The organism is Citrobacter freundii complex sp. CFNIH4 (genome assembly GCF_002934505.1).
Taxonomy (GTDB): domain Bacteria; phylum Pseudomonadota; class Gammaproteobacteria; order Enterobacterales; family Enterobacteriaceae; genus Citrobacter; species Citrobacter freundii.
Genome location: NZ_CP026231.1, coordinates 645,271 through 663,461, shown reverse-complemented (window position 1 = coordinate 663,461; position 18,191 = coordinate 645,271). Strand labels below are relative to the sequence as shown.

Below are 18,191 nucleotides of genomic sequence, written 5' to 3'. Positions count from 1 at the left end.
TCTTTTAGCTAATGCCCATGCTTTCAGCCAGCGCTTCGAGAGCCAGCTCAAAACAGGCCAACGGCGCACGGACGGTTCCCGCGCCAATCTGACCAATACCGGCCTCTTTATGCGCAATACCGGTATTGATCAGTGGCGTAATCCCCGTTTCGACCACGCGGCGAATATCGAGTCCCAGACAAGCCCCCTGGAAATCCCAGCCAGGGATCTGCAACTGCATATTGCGCTCCAGATAGATTTCCGCCATCTCCTCGGACACAGATTTCGCCGCTTCCATTCCACCAGCCCCGACAAAACGCGTGACGCCTGGTGCGGCGATCATCGCTGCTCCGCCAATGCCAAACGTTTCGGTGATGGCGCTATCACCCATATCCGGGTTAGCCTGTTCCTGCGAAAAACCAGTAAAGAACAGTCCCTGCGGGGTGTTAACCGGTGCGGTAAACCAGCGATCGCCAAGTCCACTCACCCTAATTCCGAACATGTCGCCATTACGGGTCATCGCCGTCACAATACTGCCAGAACGCACCATCGCTCCGGCGTCCATCGCCGCTTTACAGTAAGCCATAGCAAGGTTGAGGAAGAACTGGTCAGTTACGCTGAGGAAATCCATCACTTCAGCAATCTGCTGCTTATCATGTTGCAGACGGGCAATTTGCGGTGCCAGCGTACGCATCAGCAGGGCTGAAGAGGCAATGTTGCGCTGATGGAACTCGTCGCCCATCGTAATGCCCTGTGCCATCATGGCGGTCAGATCAATACCCTGTTCCAACGTCCCCAATGCGGCGCTTAAGACCGGCATCAGAACATCGCGCATCCAGCGTAAGCGCTGCTGGACATCCTCGCCGTACGCACCGAAGCGCATCACCTTGCCAATGCCTTCGTTGAGATTGCAGTACGCGCGGTTCCCTTCAGTAATGTTTTCCACCACCAACATCGGCATGCTGGCAGAGGTGATCCCGCCCATTGGCCCCACGGCATTAACGTGATGGCAAGGTACAAAATTGATTTTCCCCTGCTCCAATAATGCCAGCGCGCTCATTTCGTCATTGGCCCACTCTTCAAACAGGCACGCACCAATGCAGGCCCCTTTCATCGGGCCGGTCATCTCTTGCCAGCGCATTGGCGGTCCCGCATGAAGCAGCGTTTTTCCTTCATTAAGTTCACTGATTAACGAGGACGCGGGTTGCACATCCAGCCAGTGCGGGCGCGCACGACGAATTTGTTCGATTACTGCAGTATTGGCTTGTGCCACTGATGTAAACATTGGAACCCCTTATTGCAAACGTTCTAATAAACGAGCCAGTTTTTTGTTACCGCCAGCGACAGGCGCCCACTGGTAATGCACCACAGGCTTTTCTGCCGCCTGTAAATCCAGTGCAAAACTGCGTAACCCGGCATTAATGACCGCCACTTTTTCCAGTAGCGAAGGTGAGGATTGATGAGATAAAGGTTGAGATGGGCGAATCAGTTCAGCGGCAAGCAAGGTAGCCTCAGGCAATGAACTCACCACGGCGATACCGGCATCCTCCAGCGTGGCGATTTGCAGTGAACGACACTGCGGATCGCGTTCTGTACCGGTCACCGTTGCAATCGCAAACAGCGGTTGGTCGATGTCTCGCACAGCACATGCCTTTTGCCAAGCCTCAACCAGTGATGCAGCTGGATCTGCCGTCGCCCCGTAACCAATCACGACGTCGACCAATAACACCCGCACCTGCGGCTGAGAGCCGAGGTCCGTAATAAGCTGATTGCGTAACGCAGGGTCGATCATCGGATGCGGTCGGCCGACGGTGTAAAAATCATCCCCGAGGTCGATAATCTGATGCCCGGCGGCATCCAGCATCATGCCGTGATGATGATGTGCATCCGCAGCAACGTTAAGGTTTGCGGCCAGCAGACCCGCCGCTTCGGCAGCCAGCGTTCCTCCGGTATAGAGCCCCCGAATAAGGCCGTCCCCCGTGGCAGAAAGCGCGCCACGTCGCGCCGTGACGCGCGCCAGCAAACAGGCGAGACGGGCCGCATCATCCAGCGTCGAGGCAAACCAGACGTTCTCATCGCGGGTCGCTGCGCTGGTGTAACCTAAAAACAGGGCCACAACGGGTTTACCCGTGGCTTTCATCGCCGTGACAATCCGCTGGCGAACGGCTTCCGCAGGTGGTTTAGACACAAAAGCCAACACCTGACTTTTATCATCCGCACCGAGCATATCCAGCGCAGTAAGTGCGCTAATTCCGCCCACCTCAGCGCTCAGGTCGCGTCCACCCAGACCAATAGCGTGAGTGATGCCTTCCCCGGCCAGTGCTATCTGTGAACAGAGCTCCTGGATCCCTGTGCCGGAGGCGCCTATGACGCCAATGTTGCCTTCCGGCATCACGTTGGCAAATGCCAGCGGCGTACCAGCGATCATGGCGGTTCCGCAATCGGGTCCCATCACCAGCAGGCCTTTATCTTGTGCACGCCGCTTCAGATTGATTTCATCTTCCAGCGTGACGTTGTCGGAGAACATCATGACGTTCAGGTTGCGATCCAGCGCCTGGTTCGCCAGTTCAGCCGCGTATTCGCCCGCTACAGAAATTAACGTCATATTCGCTTCAGGCAATTTCTGACACGCGCTTTCCCAGCGCCTGACCTGCAATAGCGTTTGGCTCCCCCCGGTTGCCTGCGCCAACTGCTGCAACGACTCATCCAGTTGCTGCAAAATAGTCTGGGTAATACTTTCATCCGCCGCTTCAGTACGAATCGCCACGCAAATATCATTCGGCGGGTAATGACTCCAACTTATTGATAGTGTTTTATGTTCAGATAATGCCCGATGACTTTGTCATGCAGCTCCACCGATTTTGAGAACGACAGCGACTTCCGTCCCAGCCGTGCCAGGTGCTGCCTCAGATTCAGGTTATGCCGCTCAATTCGCTGCGTATATCGCTTGCTGATTACGTGCAGCTTTCCCTTCAGGCGGGATTCATACAGCGGCCAGCCATCCGTCATCCATATCACCACGTCAAAGGGTGACAGCAGGCTCATAAGACGCCCCAGCGTCGCCATAGTGCGTTCACCGAATACGTGCGCAACAACCGTCTTCCGGAGCCTGTCATACGCGTAAAACAGCCAGCGCTGGCGCGATTTAGCCCCGACGTATCCCCACTGTTCGTCCATTTCCGCGCAGACGATGACGTCACTGCCCGGCTGTATGCGCGAGGTTACCGACTGCGGCCTGAGTTTTTTAAATGGCGGAAAATCGTGTTGAGGCCAACGCCCATAATGCGGGCGGTTGCCCGGCATCCAACGCCATTCATGGCCATATCAATGATTTTCTGGTGCGTACCGGGTTGAGAAGCGGTGTAAGTGAACTGCAGTTGCCATGTTTTACGGCAGTGAGAGCAGAGATAGCGCTGATGTCCGGCGGTGCTTTTGCCGTTACGCACCACCCCGTCAGTAGCTGAACAGGAGGGACAGCTGATAGAAACAGAAGCCACTGGAGCACCTCAAAAACACCATCATACACTAAATCAGTAAGTTGGCAGCATCACCCAATCAGCAATAAAATATCTTCTTTCGCCAACATATTTGCCGCATAGCGCAGGTTTTCCACCAGCGTCTGCTGGATCTGTTCGGCAGAAAAACCCGCAGGTGTTTTACCCACCAGGCAATTGATCTTCTTATTACCGAGCCCTTTCGCATAGCAAACAGCTGCCGCGACACCATCGCGAAATTCTTCTTCGCGACCCGGAATACAGGCGATACCGCGTTCACCCGCTGCCCAGTCTCCTGCCGGGAGATTGTGCAGCGTATGCTCCAGCTGATTGGTCTGCAGTTTTTCCTTTAATACATCAATGTCGTAATCGTAGGGAAACATAAACTCTACGCCACGAAACCCCGATTGTGCCGCTTTATCGAAGCGTTCAAGAAAACTGTATTCCAGAAACAGCATGGAAAGATTGGCTGAGAAACGTAACATCTGTCACCCCTTCTATTCGTATTTCATAAAACAGGTTTCGGTTGGCGCATCCATCGCACCGTCTGCAATCTCTTCAAACTCGGTGACATTATCCAGCTCGCTGCCCATAGAGATGTTGGTCACGCGCTCAAGGATCACTTCGACCACAACCGGCACGCGGTACTGCGCCATCAGTGCTTTGGCTTGTTCAAAAGCCGGAGCAAGATCTTCAGGTTTAAATACGCGGATGGCTTTACAGCCGAGTCCTTCTGCCACTTTGACGTGATCGACGCCATAGCCGTTTACTTCGCTGGAGTTAATGTTTTCGAACGCCAGTTGGACGCAGTAATCCATATCAAAAGCGCGTTGCGACTGGCGAATCAGGCCGAGATAGGCGTTGTTGACCAGTACATGGATATAAGGAATGTTGAACTGCGCGCCCACCGCCAACTCTTCGATCAGGAACTGGAAGTCAAAATCACCGGAAATCCCAACAACATTACGCGCCGGATCGGCCACACAAACCCCTAATGCCGCCGGCAGCGTCCAGCCCAGTGGGCCTGCCTGACCACAGTTGATCCAGTGACGATCTTTAAATACGTGCAGCATTTGCGCGGCGGCAATTTGCGATAAGCCAATAGTCGTGACGTAGCAGACATCACGGCCAAAGGCTTTATTCATCTCTTCATACACACGCTGCGGTTTAACCGGGACATTGTCGAAGTGGGTTTTACGCAGGAGCGTCCGCTTACGCTGCTGACATTCATCAACCCAGGTATTCCGGCAAGGTAAACGGCCGGCTTTTTGCATCTCCTGAGCAACGTCAATCAACAAAGTCAGCGCGGCTTTGGCATCCGAAACGATACCTAAATCCGGACACAGGACGCGGCCAATTTGCGTCGGCTCAATATCGATGTGAATGATCTTGCGACCTTCGGTATATTTCGCGACGGAGCCGGTGTGTCGGTTAGCAAAACGGTTACCAATACCGAACACCATATCGGAGGCCAGCAGCGTGGCGTTGCCGTAACGATGCGCCGTTTGCAACCCCACCATTCCGGCCATTAACTCATGATCGTCCGGGATGCATCCCCAGCCCATCAGCGTAGGAATTACCGGTACGTGGGTTAATTCAGCAAAGCGTTGCAGCAGTTCGCTGGCATCAGCATTAATCACCCCGCCCCCAGCCACGATGACCGGGCGCTCAGCCTGAATCAGCATTTCAAGCGCTTTCTCAATCTGTTTACGGCTGGCCGCAGGCTTGTAGACTGGCAGCGGTTCATACATGTCTGGATCGAATTCGATTTCTTCAACCTGAATATCAAAAGGCAAATCGATCAATACCGGACCAGGACGACCAGAGCGCATGACATGAAATGCCTGCTGCAAAACCCGGGGAAGCAGCGCGGCTTCACGCACCGTTACCGCCATTTTACTGACCGGTTTGGCAATAGATTCAATATCAACAGCCTGAAAATCTTCCTTATGCAGGCGAGCGCGAGGCGCTTGGCCGGTGATGCATAAAATAGGAATAGAATCGGCAGAAGCGGAATACAGCGCAGTGATCATGTCAGTGCCTGCCGGGCCAGAGGTGCCAAGGCAGACGCCAATGTTTCCTGCCGTCGCACGCGTATAGCCTTCCGCCATATGGGAAGCGCCTTCAACGTGACGAGCCAGAATGTGACGGATGCCTCCGTGCTTACGCATTGCGGAATAGAACGGGTTAATTGCCGCCCCCGGAACCCCAAATGCGGTGGTGATGCCTTCTTTTTCCAGCACATACATTGCCGCGTCAACGGCTCTCATTTTTGCCATTTTCTTTCTACCTCTATTTATTGGAAAAATTTTCCAACTTTGAAAAAATCCAAAAAAGTCCCGCTCCTCTGAGCGGGTTGCGACTTAAGCTACGGGGGCTTTTAAACCCAGCGCCGTACTGATATCTCGTGCAGTATCCCGTACCAGCTCCCCCTGACTGATAAAACGATCTTCTGTCAGTCTGGATGCGGGCCCCGAAATAGAGATGGCAGCAACGACACTGCCTGCATCGTCATAGATAGCTGATGCGATGCAATTCAAACCAATAACATGCTCTTCGTGATCGACGATATAACCATTGTCACGCGCCAGTTCCAGATTGCGCAGCAGAGTAGGAAAATCCACCAACGTGTTCGGCGTAAACTGCTGTAACCCCGTTTTCACGACGATGTCCATTAACTCTTCTTCCATCAACGGATAAAGCAGCGCTTTTCCCGCACCGGAAGCATGTAACGGCATACGACTGCCTAAAGGTGCGCACATTCTGACCATAGATTTGCACTCCTTCTGACCAATCAACACCGCTTCGGTGCCATTGCGAATCGCGACATTAACCGTTTCGCCTGACAGCAGCATTAATCGGTGCATAAACGGTCCGGCTACCGACAGGACGTCGCGATTATGAATATACGCGGAGCCCACGTTAAATACGCCTAAACCGATGTGCCACCAGCCTAACTGGCTGTCCTGATAGACAAAATCAGCACCCTGTAAAACCTTCAACAAGCGAAAGGTCGTAGAGAGCGGCAAATCCAGACTGGCGGAAATATCGCTCACTGACGAACTGCCTCCACTTCTTTCGAGGTACTGCAAAATCGCAATGCCTCTCTCAAGCGCCTGAGCGCCTTTCTGCGCAACCGGCTCCGCCTGTCCAGGCCTGCCGCGCCGTCTTACTTCCGTCTCCACTACGTTTACTCCGGCCCAAAATATGAGCATAAACAATGAACAATATGCGCATATTAAGCAAGAAGGCCGAAAGCGTCACGCAAAACAGAGCTCATGCGTCGGGATACTTTCAACATCACAATTATCGCTGCCACCGCGATCGACCGTCAGAAAATCGGTGACGGTTTGCCAGGCAAACAGCGGGTGATGCCAGACATTTCGATGATAATTCACGCCCTGTTGGCCATTGGTGATAAAGGCTTTTAAGGTGGAAAGGTCAGGTTTGTCCTCACCGAGTGCGACAATCACCACAAACGCTTCGCCATTCATTGGCATAAATGCCTGGGTGCCTAACGGGTGGCGCTCCAGCTCATGCACAACAATTGGCATTGCTGCCGGTTGCGCGCGATTGATACTGATGAGGGTGCGATCCTGATTAAGGATCTCCACATTGGCCAGATCGTGATAACGCTCAACAAGCCCATCATTGATATGAAAAAAATCACGTTTATGCGTCTCAATGACATCACCATAGGCGCTGAACGTGTGCTGATTTAACGGTAAGACCTCAAGTTTCATCATTATTTCCTTGTAACTGAATTCCGTTGAACCGCGACCAGAACATATAGCGGCTTCAATACCATGCAATCTAAAACCTTCGTGATTTAACATCAACACAAAAATTGGAAAAATTTTCCAAAACTAGATTTAGACCACAATTTGAACAAGGCCATTATGCAAAAATACTTATAAATCAGAGAACAAGAAATCATGCTTGTAGAAGATCATTAAGGGAGTAGCTGACGATGTTTGACCCGGAAACACTGCGTACCTTTATCGGCGTCGCCGAAACGGGGAGTTTCTCCAGGGCGGCGGAGCGCTTGTGTAAAACCACGGCCACGATCAGCTATCGTATTAAGCTTCTGGAAGAAAACACCGGTGTCGCGCTGTTTTTTCGTACAACCCGAAGCGTGACGTTAACCGCCGCAGGGTCTCACCTTCTTTCACAGGCAAAAGACTGGCTCGCCTGGCTGGACAGCATGCCCAGCGAATTGCAGCAAGTGAACGACGGCGTAGAGCGCCAGGTGAATATTGTGGTTAACAACCTACTGTACAGCCCTGAAGCCGTCGCTAGTCTGTTATCCTGGCTTAACGCGCGCTATCCCTTTACTCAGTTTCACTTTTCCCGGCAAATTTATATGGGCGTGTGGGATTCACTCTTGTATGAAGGATTCTCGTTGGCTATCGGCGTTACCGGCACGGAACCGATGGCCAACACCTTTACCCTCGATCCTTTGGGTTCTGTTCAGTGGCGATTTGTTATGTCAGCAGATCATCCGCTGGCAGACGCGAGCGGTCCATTAACAGAAGCCCAACTGCGCCGTTTTCCGGCGATTAACATTGAGGACAGCGCGCGGACGCTGAGCAAACGTGTCGCGTGGCGCCTTCCCGGTCAAAAAGAGATCATCGTACCGGACATGGAAACCAAGCTCGCAGCGCATCTTGCAGGAGTGGGCATTGGATTCGTTCCGCAACCGATATGCCAACCTTTACTGGATAGCGGGCATCTGGTCAGCAATATCATCCCCACTATGCGTCCTCCTTCCCCCTTAAGCCTTGCCTGGCATAAGTTCGGCGCGGGTAAGGCCGTTGAAGATATCGTGACGCTGTTTACCCAGCGAAAGCCTGAAATTGCCGGGTTTTTAGCAATTTTCAACAACTCACGCGATTGAAAATCAAGTCATCCTCTCATTTGACGCGTAAAATGGTACGCAGGATGATTTGAGGTTTCGTTTTTTACTATGCAAGACACACAAACAGTACAGGACTATCGCGCAATTCTGCTCGCTGGTACGCCTTTAATCGATGTACGCGCCCCCGTCGAATTTCAGCAGGGCGCCATGCCGGGCGCAATAAACCTTCCCTTAATGAACGATGACGAACGTGCTGCCGTGGGTACCTGTTATAAACGTCAGGGGCCTGAGGCCGCCCTCGCGCTCGGCCATCAACTGGTCTGTGGCGAGACTCGCCAGCAACGCATGAAGGCCTGGCTGAATGCCTGTCGTCAAAATCCTGCGGGCTACTTATGCTGCGCGCGCGGCGGCCAGCGTTCGCACATTGTGCAGCAATGGTTGCACGAGTCCGGTACTGACTACCCGCTAATACAAGGCGGTTATAAAGCATTGCGTCAGGCGGTGATTCAACTGACTGAAGAGTTGGTGCAAAAACCGATCGTCTTAATTGGCGGCTGTACCGGGAACGGTAAAACGCAGCTGGTGCAACAGCAGCCAAACGGTGTGGATCTCGAAGGTCTGGCGCACCATCGCGGTTCCTCATTTGGTCGCACCGTCGAACCGCAGCTGAGCCAGGCAAGCTTTGAAAACCTGCTGGCGGTCGAAATGCTGAAAACCGACAGCCGTCAGGATCTGCGTCTGTGGGTACTTGAGGACGAAGGCCGCATGATCGGCGCTAATCATCTGCCCGAATGTTTGCGCGAACGCATGAGCCAGGCCACTATTGCGGTGGTGGACGATCCTTTTGAGCTACGGCTGGAGCGACTGCGCGAAGAGTATTTTGTGCGCATGCACCACGATTTCACTCACGCTTATGGCGAGAGTCAGGGCTGGCAGGAGTACAGCGAGTATCTGCACCACGGTCTGTTTGCTATCCGCCGTCGTCTGGGTTTGCAACGTTTTGCTGAGCTGACCACCCTGCTCGACGTGGCTCTGCGCGAACAGCAGGCAACGGGCAGCACCGACGCGCATATGAGCTGGCTGGTACCGTTGCTCAACGAGTATTACGACCCGATGTATCGCTATCAGCTGGAAAAGAAAGCCGCGAAAATCGTCTTTCGCGGCTCATGGCAGGAGGTGGCTGACTGGCTTAGCGTACAGTAATCAATGTCTGTCGCGCTTGTCTGCGCGTTTCGCCAACCAGTCGCCCAGCACCTGAACGACCTGCACCAGAATAATCAGCGCCACCACGGTGACGATCATGACCTGGGTTTCGTAGCGGTAATAACCAAAGCGAATCGCCAGGTCGCCGACTCCACCGCCGCCAACGATACCGGCCATTGCGGAGTAACCGATCAGACTCACCAGCGTTATCGTCAGCCCACGCAGCAGACCCGCGCTCGCCTCCGGTAACAGAACGGTGCAGATGATGCGCATCGGGCTGGCGCCAAACGCTTCCGCCGCCTCGATAATGCCTTTATCGACTTCACGTAGCGCGCTATCAACCAGACGGGCATAGAAAGCAATTGCTGCTACCGACAGCGGAACCGACGCCGCGATGGGTCCAATGGTATTGCCGAGCAAAAACTGGGTTAGCGGCAACAACAGAACCAGCAGGATCACAAACGGCACCGAGCGGATAATATTCACCAGCACGGAGCTGAGCAGATACACAAAACGGTTTTGCCAGAATAAATGCCGGTCGGTAACGAAAATAAGAAAACCGAGCGGCAGACCGCCAATAATCGCCAACAGCGTAGAGATGCTCAGCATCTGGAAGGTTTCATTAAACGCCAGCGTCAAATCAGGCAATAAATCATCCACGAATCACCTCCACCTGTGCAGTACGTTGACGAATATGTTCCACGGCGACATCCACCGCAGAAGGGTTATGCGGCGCGGTCAGTTGCACCACCAGAATCCCCAGCGCACGTTCGCCGATATATTCAATTTTGCCGTGCAGAATGTTCACCGCCACGCCAAATTTAACCGCCACTTCTGACAACACCGGCTGTTCTGCCGAATCACCGATGAACAGAATTTTTAGCAACTGGCCAGGCAGATGCTGGCGCAGACGGTCGGGTAACGTCAGATTGAGGGTATGCGACACCAGTTGCTGAGTGAAAGCGTGCTGCGGGTGAGCAAAAACATCAAACACCTCGCCAGACTCCACTACCTTGCCACCGGACATCACCGCCACGCGATCGCAAATCGATTTGATTACGTTCATCTCATGGGTGATCAGCACGATCGTGATCCCCAACTGTTGGTTGATCTGCTTAAGCAACGCCAGAATCGTGGCCGAGGTTTCGAGATCTAACGCGGAAGTGGGTTCATCACACAGCAGCACATCCGGGTGATTGGCAATTGCGCGGGCAATACCCACACGCTGCTTTTGCCCACCGCTGAGCTGAACCGGAAAGCGGTTCGCCTTGTCTGACAGCCCCACCAGCGACAGGATTTCGCTCACGCGCGGGCCAATTTTACTGCGTTCCCATCCGGCAGCCTTCAGGCTAAAGGCGACGTTTTGTGCCACGGTACGGGTATGCATCAGATTAAAATGTTGAAAAATCATCCCGATACGCTGACGGGCTTTACGTAGATGCGCGCCTTCCAGTGCGGAAATTTCTACGCCGTTCACCTTAACGCTTCCCTGGCTCGGACGCGTTAAGGCGTTCAGGGTGCGCAGCAGCGTACTTTTTCCCGCGCCGCTGGTCCCGACAATGCCAAATATCTCACCTGCGCCAATGCGCAAGCTAACGTCATCAACCGCCCGGGTTGATGCTCCACGGCCTGCGCTAAAATCCACGCAAACTTTCTCAATCTCAATCATAGCCACCTCAGAAATGCGAAAAGGGCAGTCGTCGCTGCCCCTGTTAACCCTTGTGCGCAGCGATTATTGGGCTACCGACATCCATTCCGGTTTCTGGAAGGCGCTGTAGATATTTTGCGGATCGTCGATCACCGCACGATACGCCGGAGATTTCACCGCCTCGACAATATCTTTCGCAAATGGTTTATCCGCATCTTCACTGCGTACCGCGATGATATTTTTCAGATTTTCGTCCAGGTGTTCCTGCTTGATGGCGCTGGCGAGATCCAGTTTTGCCGCTACGGCAAAGTTGCCGTTGACCAGCGCACCGGTCACACCGTCCAGCGTACGCGGCAGCTGTGCCGCTTCCAGCGGTTTAAACACCAGCCCTTTCGGGTTGCTGGCAATATCGCGCTCGGAGGCTTTAGTTGGATCGATGTTGTCTTTGATGGTGATAAGGCCAATAGACTGCAGGAAACGCAGACCGCGAGCCAGGTTGGTGGGATCGTTGGAAAGCGTGATCACATCCCCTTTTTTCAACTCATCCAGGCTTTTGATTTTATGTGAGTAAAAACCCATCCCGGCCGTCGGGACCACAATCAGCTTGCTCAGCTTCAGGCCTTTATCGGCGGTGAATTTGTCAAAGTAGAGTGAATGCTGGAACAGGTTAGCATCGATGCTGCCATTGGAGAGCGCCATGTTAGGTTGCACGTAGTCGCTGAATTCGCGCACTACTACCTTATAGCCTTTCTCTTTCAGCGTAGGGGCAATGGCTTGTTTTACCATATCGCCGTACGGCCCAGGTGCGACGCCAAATACGATGGTGTGCGGATCACTGTTCGCATGAGCAAATTGTAATCCACAGGCCAGTAACAGCGCCCCGGTCGCGACACGTAAACTCTGACGCAATCCCATAATCTCTCCATTTTAACGTTGTGGTGTCATGTCTCACGCCGTTCTTGCGGCGTTGTTCTTGTTGGCCTGTTAACAGGCTGATTGTTAACATGACACAGATCACAACCTGCTGTCCTTGAAATTATTTCATGATGTTGCAGAGTGTGTTTTTAAATGTGAGAAGGCATGAAAAAGCCGGATGTCGGCACAAGTGCCTTATCCGGCCTACAAATAACGCGATCCCCCTGCTCTCGTAGGCCCGATAAACGCATCGGGCGGCAGGCGTTCGATTAGAAGTCGTAACGCAGACGCACCAGGTTCATGTCGCCCAGATTGTCAGTGCTGGAGGTGAAGACGTGTTCGTAATCCACACGGAAACCGTAATCCAGCTGGAAGCTGATACCCACACCGTTGTCGGTACGCAGGTAGTTACGGCCATTCACGTATTCAATACGATCGCCCATAAAGTATGGCTGCACGGATTTCAGCGCATACTGGCCAACCGGGAAGGTGTATCCCGCAAAGTATTCCAGACCCCAGGCGTCACCGGCAAAATAGTCATTAACAGAGACTTTTTTGGTGGTCATGAAGTTTTGATACCAACCGCCGCCCAGCGAGAAGGTCCAGTTGTCCGGTTTCCAGCTCAGCGCAGTACCGACGATGTTTTGATCGTAGGTTTTGCTGGTGTTGCCACGCATTTCCGCGCGGGTGTAGTTCCACGCCGTACCCCAGGTCAGGTCATCGGTGATGTGATAATCCACACCCAGGGAGCCGCCGCCTTTACGTTTGTAGCGCAAACCGTTGTTCGGGTTGTAGTCATCGCTGAACAGATAAGACGCGTAAAGATCAACATCGCCTACCGTATTTTTATACTTCAGTGACTTACGTGTACGATAGGAACCGTCGTAGTCGCCATTGATACCGTTACCTGGCGCCTGGCCAATCATGTCGTAGTCCCAGATATCCGTTTTCGCACCCACCACATCATAGTAAATGCTGTTCTGTTGACCGAAGGTCAGCGTACCCCAGGTCGCGCTCTTCAGACCGGTGTACAGCATACGACGCGTAGTATCGTTGGCGCCGTTAGCATAGTGATTGTCCCAGTTGAACATCGCCGGGAAGTTAACGCCCAGCTCGTAATAGCTCACCCAGCTGATGTCATCAAACAGATAGTAGTCAGCAGCGAAGCGGAAACGCGTTCCACCGTCGAAGCCATTACGTTTGTAGCCATTCTTACCATCGTCACCGGCCATATTCTGGAACTGCGGACGAATACTCCCGCCGACGGTGAAATTAAGACGGCTCAGCGGGTTGCCCGCCTGCGGATCTTGTTTCAGGACCGTGATTTCCGCCTGGGAGGCGAAAGTCGTTAATGCCACTGCTGCGCCGATCGATACCGCCAGCGCCGTTTTTTTTATAGTCATTATTTGTACCTTGATAGATAGCCTGCCAATTATTCAGCATACAAATATTAACGTTTATTAATACACTCGTGTTGTCGGGTTTTTATTGTTCTGTGCTGTTAAATATCAATGAGTTATCATTTTGTGCTACATAGATAAAAAAACGCACCGATTTAAAAAAACCGGTGCGTAATCATCACGAATATGAATTAACTGCTGAACTGACGGAACAGCGCTTTGCCTTTAAGAAGACGTGAACCGAGCCATCCGCCGCAGAGAGAGAGCAGCAATGCCCCACAAAGCGGCAACACAACCCACAGCCGCCAGTCTGGCTCCCAGGGGAAATCAAACACGCGGGTTTGCAGCACCGCCAGCGCAGTTTCCGCCCCGATGGCCGCCACCAGTCCGGCGACCATCCCGAGCATCGCGAACTCGCACCACAGCGTGGTACGCAGCAACTTCTTACCCGCTCCCAGCGTGCGCCAGACCACCAGTTCCTGATGACGCTGACGCATCCCGACCTGCACCTGCGCCAATAGCAGCAACATACCGCAAGCGGTGACCAGCACTACCATCACCTCCAGCGCGCGGCTCACCTGCTCCAGCACCTGACTCACCTGTTTGAGAATGGCACCAATATCCAGCAGGCTGATAGTCGGGAATTCGCGGTTAAGCTGCGTCAGCATGCCGTTGCCGTTCTCCCAGCGAAAGCTGGTTAACCAGCTTTGTGGCTGAGCATCCAGCGCGCCGGAAGGGAAGATAAAGAAAAAGTTTGGTCGCAGGCTTTCCCAGTCCACTTTGCGCAGACTGCTGACCGTAGCGCTGAAATCCTGGGTATCCCCCATAAAGGTCACCCGATCGCCAAGCTTAACGCTCAGTCGTTTCGCCAGCCCCTCTTCCATCGACACTTCGCCCGCTTTTGGCGGCCAGCTCCCGGCAACGATCGGGTTATGATCCGGGCGGGTATCCTGCCAGGTCAGATTAAGCTCGCGGTTCAGCGCTTCATCCTGATTGCCTTCGGTCGATTTCTCATTGATCGCCGTCAGACGGGCCCGCACTATCGGGTAGAACGACTCCGGGATCACCTGATGCTCAGCAAGGAAAGCCTTCAGCGGAGCCACCTGCTCAGTGGCAATGTTGATCAGAAAATAGTTTGGACTTTCCGGCGGCATTTGCTGCTGCCAGCGGTCGAGGAGATCGCCGCGCAGCACCAGCAACAGCGCCAGCAGCATAAAGGACAGCGAAAATGCCGACAGTTGACTCAGCGTTGACCACGGCTGGCGCAACAGCCGGCTGACCGCCAAACGCAGCGGCAGCGAGGTCAGCGTCAGACCACGCAGCAGGTTAAGCAACATCCAGCCCAACACACCGCACAGCAGCGCCAGCACCACAGCCCCGGCCAGTACCGCCCACAGCAGCATACTTCCGCCCATCAATCCGGCCAGCAGCGCAACCACAACTATCGTTGCTACGGGCAGATAGACCTTAAGCGGCCAGACGTTTGCCACCACGTCGCGACGCAGTACCCGCAGCGGCTGCGTCGCCAGCAGCAAGCGATAAGGGCGTAGCCCCACCAGCAGAGAAATGACGGTCATCGTACCGAGTGCCCACAGCCACGGCCACAGGCTGGCGGGCGGCAGCTCACCGGGCAGAACTGGCTTCAGTAATACCACCAGCACCCGCTCAAATAACAGCCCGAACAGCCCGCCGGTCATGCCAGAAAGCGTCAGCACCATCAGCCACTGGCCGATAATCAGCTTGCGCAGCTGCGCCCTGCCCGCGCCGAGCGTTTTTAATATCGCCACCAAATCGTAACGACTGCGACAGTAATGATTCATCGCCACGGCAACGGCAGCAACCGCCAGCAGTAGCGTTAACAGTGCCGACAGCAGCAGGAACTGTTGCGAACGCTCCAGTGATTTCCCCAACGCCCCTTCATCCTGCTCCAGCCCATACCAACGCTGTTCTGGCTTTAACTGCGGAAGCAGCCATTTTTCATAGGCTTCCAGTTGCTGTGGCGTACCACCAAATTTATAGCGCCAGGTCACACGGCTTCCCGGCTGGACCGCCGCCGTTTTTTCGACATCCGCCATGTTCATCATCAGGCGCGGCGCTATCTGGAAGGGATTAAAACCGGAATCCGGTTCCTGCACCACTTCTCCGGCGATGCGCAGGGTGGCATCGCCAACGTCGATGGAATCACCGATTTTTAAGTTGAGTAGCGCCATCAGACGCGGGGCCAACAGCACTGAGCCCGGCTGCGGTTTCAGCCCCGGCGGATTGGTTTGCAGCGTGCCGTACATCGGATACACATCATCCACTGCCTTGACGTTCGCCAGTTGAGGCGTATCCCGGGCAAAGGTCATGGTGGCAAAGGTTAGCTGTTCACCCACCTTCAGACCACGCTGTCGCGCCTCGTCAATCCACGCTTTCGGCACAGCGCGCGAACTTTGCAGCGACCGGTCCCCCGCCATAAACTCACGGCTTTGCTGGCTCAGCCCTTTTTCCATGCGATCGCTGATATTGCCCAGCGCCAGTACACAGGCCACCGCCAGGCTTAACGCCAGCCAGACAATCAGTAATGAAGGCGAGCGCCATTCGCGCCAGAACCAGCGTGCAATCATGCCTCCTCCTGCAACTGTCCGTTCACCAGGCGTAAACGCCTATCGCAACGCGCCGCCAGTTGCGGGTCATGGGTCACCAGAATCAGGGTGGTACCGTGTTCCCGGTTCAGAGAAAACAGCAGGTCGGCGATTTTGTCTCCGGTCTGGCGGTCCAGATTGCCCGTTGGTTCATCGGCAAACAGCACGTCAGGGCGTCCGTTAAACGCCCGTGCCAGCGCTACGCGTTGCTGCTCCCCGCCGGAAAGCTGGGCCGGAAGATGATCAAGACGTTTTCCCAACCCCAGTTGCTCCAGCAGCGTTTTTGCCCCGTCACGACTTTTTCCGCTATTTTCGCCGCGTAGCAGCGCGGGTAGTTCGACGTTTTCCAGCGCGTTGAGGGTTGGAATTAACATGAATGACTGGAAGACAAAACCCACGTGCCGCGCCCGCAGCTGCGCCCGAGCTTCTTCGTCCATAGTGTGCAGCGCCTGCCCCACCAGGCTGACTTCACCGCTGGAGCCATCGTCCAGCCCGGCGAGGATCGCCAGCAGCGTGGATTTCCCCGATCCCGACTCGCCAATCAACGCAATGGTCTCGGCGCGTTTGACAACCAGTTCAACTCCGGTAAGGATGGATAGCTCTTGATCACCCTGACCGACGGATTTCTTAAGATGATGAACTTCAACAATGTTTTCCGCTGGCATTGGCCTTTCCTGTTCCTGGTCCTGTTAACTTTCCGCGCCGCCGCTGCGGACACGTTATTAATTCTGGGTGACAGCCTGAGCGCCGGATACCGTATGTCCGCCAGCGCCGCGTGGCCTGCGCTACTTAATGATAAATGGCAAACCAAAACGCCAGTGGTGAATGCCAGCATTAGCGGCGACACCTCGCAGCAAGGTCTGGCCCGTCTACCTGCATTACTCAAGCAGCACCAGCCGCGCTGGGTGCTGGTCGAACTTGGCGGTAACGATGGCCTGCGCGGCTTTGCGCCTGCGCAAACCGAACAAACCCTGCGCACGATTCTGCAGGATGTCAAAGCGGCAAATGCCGAACCGCTGCTGATGCAAATTCGTCTGCCGGCAAACTATGGCCGCCGTTATAATGAAACCTTTAGCGCGATTTATCCAAAGCTCGCCAAAGAGTTTGATATTCCTCTGCTGCCATTTTTTATGGAAGAGGTTTATCTGAAACCCCAGTGGATGCAGGATGATGGTATTCATCCTAACCGTGACGCTCAGCCGTTTATTGCCGACTGGATGGCGCAACATCTCACTCCTCTAGTAAATCACGACTCATAAAACAACGGAGATCCTGACAGGTAAAGTTATGCAAAAATCGGTCTTAATAACAGGATGTTCCAGCGGAATCGGTCTGGAAAGCGCGCTTGAACTAAAGCGCCAGGGTTTTCAAATTCTGGCAGGCTGTCGCAAACCTGACGATGTCGCGCGTATGAACAGTATGGGATTCACTGGCATATTGCTGGATCTGGATTCACCCGAAAGCGTGGATCGTGCCGCCGATGAAGTGATCGCCCTGACCGATAATCGTTTATATGGGATCTTTAACAACGCCGGATACGGTGTCTATGGTCCCCTGCCCACCATCAGCCGTGAACAGATGGAACAGCAATTTTCCGCCAACTTCTTTGGCGCACATCAGCTTACCATGCGCCTGTTGCCCGCTATGCTCCCTCACGGCGAAGGACGTATCGTGATGACTTCATCGGTGATGGGATTGATCTCAACGCCGGGACGCGGCGCCTATGCCGCCAGCAAATATGCGCTGGAAGCCTGGTCCGACGCGCTGCGTATGGAACTGCGCCACAGCGGCATTAAGGTCAGCCTGATTGAGCCCGGCCCCATCCGTACCCGCTTTACCGAAAACGTCAACCAGACCCAGAGCGATGCTCCCGTGGAAAACCCCGGCATTGCCGCGCGTTTTACGCTGGGACCAGAAGCGGTTGTCGCCAAAGTACGTCATGCATTTGAGAGCGATAAACCAAAGCTACGTTATCCGGTTACGCTGGTGACCTGGGCAGTGATGCTACTTAAACGCCTGTTGCCAGGCCGCATAATGGACAAAATTTTACAGGGTTGAGTTGAAGCACGC

15 protein-coding genes and 2 pseudogenes are annotated in these 18,191 nt (G+C 54.1%); 4 read left to right on the top strand and 13 right to left on the bottom strand.

All coding sequences use genetic code 11. From position 1 onward, the window contains the following. Positions 1–4: 4 nt before the first annotated feature. The 7 genes and pseudogenes from C2U41_RS03385 to allA form a co-directional block, all read right to left on the bottom strand. Positions 5–1,264, bottom strand: a complete 1,260-nt coding sequence (locus C2U41_RS03385) for a DUF1116 domain-containing protein (protein ID WP_103849230.1) — start codon at positions 1,262–1,264, stop codon at positions 5–7. Between the two features lie 9 nt (positions 1,265–1,273). After that, a pseudogene (gene fdrA, locus C2U41_RS03380) lies at positions 1,274–2,761 on the bottom strand (acyl-CoA synthetase FdrA); the annotation flags it as partial. A 17-nt stretch (positions 2,762–2,778) separates the two neighbouring features. After that, positions 2,779–3,476, bottom strand: a protein-coding gene (locus C2U41_RS03375; protein ID WP_095033700.1) for an IS1-like element IS1B family transposase whose coding sequence is annotated in 2 segments (ribosomal slippage) — positions 2,779–3,227 and positions 3,227–3,476 — 699 coding nt in all. Because the reading frame shifts where the segments join, the coding sequence is not laid out codon by codon here. Between the two features lie 56 nt (positions 3,477–3,532). Beyond that, a pseudogene (locus C2U41_RS03365) lies at positions 3,533–3,958 on the bottom strand (TIM barrel protein); the annotation flags it as partial. Between the two features lie 12 nt (positions 3,959–3,970). Next, the gene (gene gcl, locus C2U41_RS03360; protein WP_044699423.1) at positions 3,971–5,752 is read right to left on the bottom strand and encodes a glyoxylate carboligase; all 1,782 of its coding nucleotides are present in this window, start codon (positions 5,750–5,752) and stop codon (positions 3,971–3,973) included. An 84-nt stretch (positions 5,753–5,836) separates the two neighbouring features. Then, positions 5,837–6,688 carry an HTH-type transcriptional repressor AllR gene (gene allR / locus C2U41_RS03355; RefSeq protein WP_042269079.1) on the bottom strand — a complete coding sequence of 284 codons (852 nt, stop codon included), beginning with the start codon at positions 6,686–6,688 and terminating at the stop codon, positions 5,837–5,839. Positions 6,689–6,733: 45 nt separating this feature from the next. After that, positions 6,734–7,216, bottom strand: coding sequence for an ureidoglycolate lyase (gene allA, locus C2U41_RS03350; RefSeq protein ID WP_003835778.1), 483 nt, complete (start codon positions 7,214–7,216; stop codon positions 6,734–6,736). Between the two features lie 227 nt (positions 7,217–7,443). On the opposite strand from allA, the gene allS reads away from it, so the two are divergent. Both allS and mnmH read left to right on the top strand, forming a co-directional pair. After that, positions 7,444–8,370 carry an HTH-type transcriptional activator AllS gene (allS, locus tag C2U41_RS03345; protein WP_044699419.1) on the top strand — a complete coding sequence of 309 codons (927 nt, stop codon included), beginning with the start codon at positions 7,444–7,446 and terminating at the stop codon, positions 8,368–8,370. A 69-nt stretch (positions 8,371–8,439) separates the two neighbouring features. Next, entirely contained in the window at positions 8,440–9,534 is a 1,095-nt protein-coding gene (gene mnmH / locus C2U41_RS03340; protein WP_103848466.1) for a tRNA 2-selenouridine(34) synthase MnmH, read from the top strand. On the opposite strand, the gene C2U41_RS03335 is transcribed toward mnmH, so the two are convergent. The 6 genes from C2U41_RS03335 to ybbA form a co-directional block, all read right to left on the bottom strand. Beyond that, complete coding sequence (locus C2U41_RS03335; protein WP_003021866.1) at positions 9,535–10,194, bottom strand: methionine ABC transporter permease; 660 nt, start codon at positions 10,192–10,194, stop codon at positions 9,535–9,537. Further along, on the bottom strand, positions 10,187–11,203 hold the full coding sequence (gene sfbB / locus C2U41_RS03330) for a virulence-associated ABC transporter ATP-binding protein SfbB (protein ID WP_003847503.1): 1,017 nt from the start codon (positions 11,201–11,203) through the stop codon (positions 10,187–10,189). Before sfbB ends, C2U41_RS03335 begins: the two co-directional genes overlap by 8 nt. A gap of 63 nt (positions 11,204–11,266) precedes the next feature. Continuing rightward, the gene (locus C2U41_RS03325) at positions 11,267–12,097 is read right to left on the bottom strand and encodes a MetQ/NlpA family ABC transporter substrate-binding protein (protein WP_003835785.1); all 831 of its coding nucleotides are present in this window, start codon (positions 12,095–12,097) and stop codon (positions 11,267–11,269) included. Between the two features lie 269 nt (positions 12,098–12,366). Continuing rightward, on the bottom strand, positions 12,367–13,500 hold the full coding sequence (locus tag C2U41_RS03320) for a porin (RefSeq protein WP_003021860.1): 1,134 nt from the start codon (positions 13,498–13,500) through the stop codon (positions 12,367–12,369). A 188-nt stretch (positions 13,501–13,688) separates the two neighbouring features. After that, positions 13,689–16,103: a putative ABC transporter permease subunit YbbP gene (ybbP, locus tag C2U41_RS03315; protein WP_016149727.1), complete on the bottom strand. Its 2,415-nt coding sequence runs from the start codon at positions 16,101–16,103 to the stop codon at positions 13,689–13,691. After that, complete coding sequence (gene ybbA / locus C2U41_RS03310; protein WP_003021853.1) at positions 16,100–16,786, bottom strand: putative ABC transporter ATP-binding protein YbbA; 687 nt, start codon at positions 16,784–16,786, stop codon at positions 16,100–16,102. The genes ybbP and ybbA overlap by 4 nt, the downstream gene beginning before the upstream one ends. On the opposite strand from ybbA, the gene tesA reads away from it, so the two are divergent. Then, positions 16,754–17,380 carry a multifunctional acyl-CoA thioesterase I/protease I/lysophospholipase L1 gene (gene tesA, locus C2U41_RS03305; protein ID WP_003021850.1) on the top strand — a complete coding sequence of 209 codons (627 nt, stop codon included), beginning with the start codon at positions 16,754–16,756 and terminating at the stop codon, positions 17,378–17,380. The two genes, ybbA and tesA, sit on opposite strands and share 33 nt — an antisense overlap. Positions 17,381–17,408: 28 nt before the next feature. Further along, positions 17,409–18,179 (top strand): SDR family oxidoreductase, encoded by a 771-nt coding sequence (locus tag C2U41_RS03300; protein ID WP_016149726.1) that lies wholly within the window; start codon positions 17,409–17,411, stop codon positions 18,177–18,179. The last annotated feature ends 12 nt before the right edge of the window (positions 18,180–18,191 follow it).

Bases quoted from the DNA above. Each gene is read 5' to 3' on its own strand.
- C2U41_RS03385 (WP_103849230.1), bottom strand. From the start codon at position 1,264: ATGTTTACATCAGTGGCACAAGCCAATACTGCAGTAATCGAACAAATT.
- gcl (WP_044699423.1), bottom strand. From the start codon at position 5,752: ATGGCAAAAATGAGAGCCGTTGACGCGGCAATGTATGTGCTGGAAAAA.
- allR (WP_042269079.1), bottom strand. From the start codon at position 6,688: ATGCTCATATTTTGGGCCGGAGTAAACGTAGTGGAGACGGAAGTAAGA.
- allA (WP_003835778.1), bottom strand. From the start codon at position 7,216: ATGAAACTTGAGGTCTTACCGTTAAATCAGCACACGTTCAGCGCCTAT.
- allS (WP_044699419.1), top strand. From the start codon at position 7,444: ATGTTTGACCCGGAAACACTGCGTACCTTTATCGGCGTCGCCGAAACG.
- mnmH (WP_103848466.1), top strand. From the start codon at position 8,440: ATGCAAGACACACAAACAGTACAGGACTATCGCGCAATTCTGCTCGCT.
- sfbB (WP_003847503.1), bottom strand. From the start codon at position 11,203: ATGATTGAGATTGAGAAAGTTTGCGTGGATTTTAGCGCAGGCCGTGGA.
- C2U41_RS03325 (WP_003835785.1), bottom strand. From the start codon at position 12,097: ATGGGATTGCGTCAGAGTTTACGTGTCGCGACCGGGGCGCTGTTACTG.
- C2U41_RS03320 (WP_003021860.1), bottom strand. From the start codon at position 13,500: ATGACTATAAAAAAAACGGCGCTGGCGGTATCGATCGGCGCAGCAGTG.
- ybbP (WP_016149727.1), bottom strand. From the start codon at position 16,103: ATGATTGCACGCTGGTTCTGGCGCGAATGGCGCTCGCCTTCATTACTG.
- tesA (WP_003021850.1), top strand. From the start codon at position 16,754: ATGATGAACTTCAACAATGTTTTCCGCTGGCATTGGCCTTTCCTGTTC.
- ybbA (WP_003021853.1), bottom strand. From the start codon at position 16,786: ATGCCAGCGGAAAACATTGTTGAAGTTCATCATCTTAAGAAATCCGTC.
- C2U41_RS03300 (WP_016149726.1), top strand. From the start codon at position 17,409: ATGCAAAAATCGGTCTTAATAACAGGATGTTCCAGCGGAATCGGTCTG.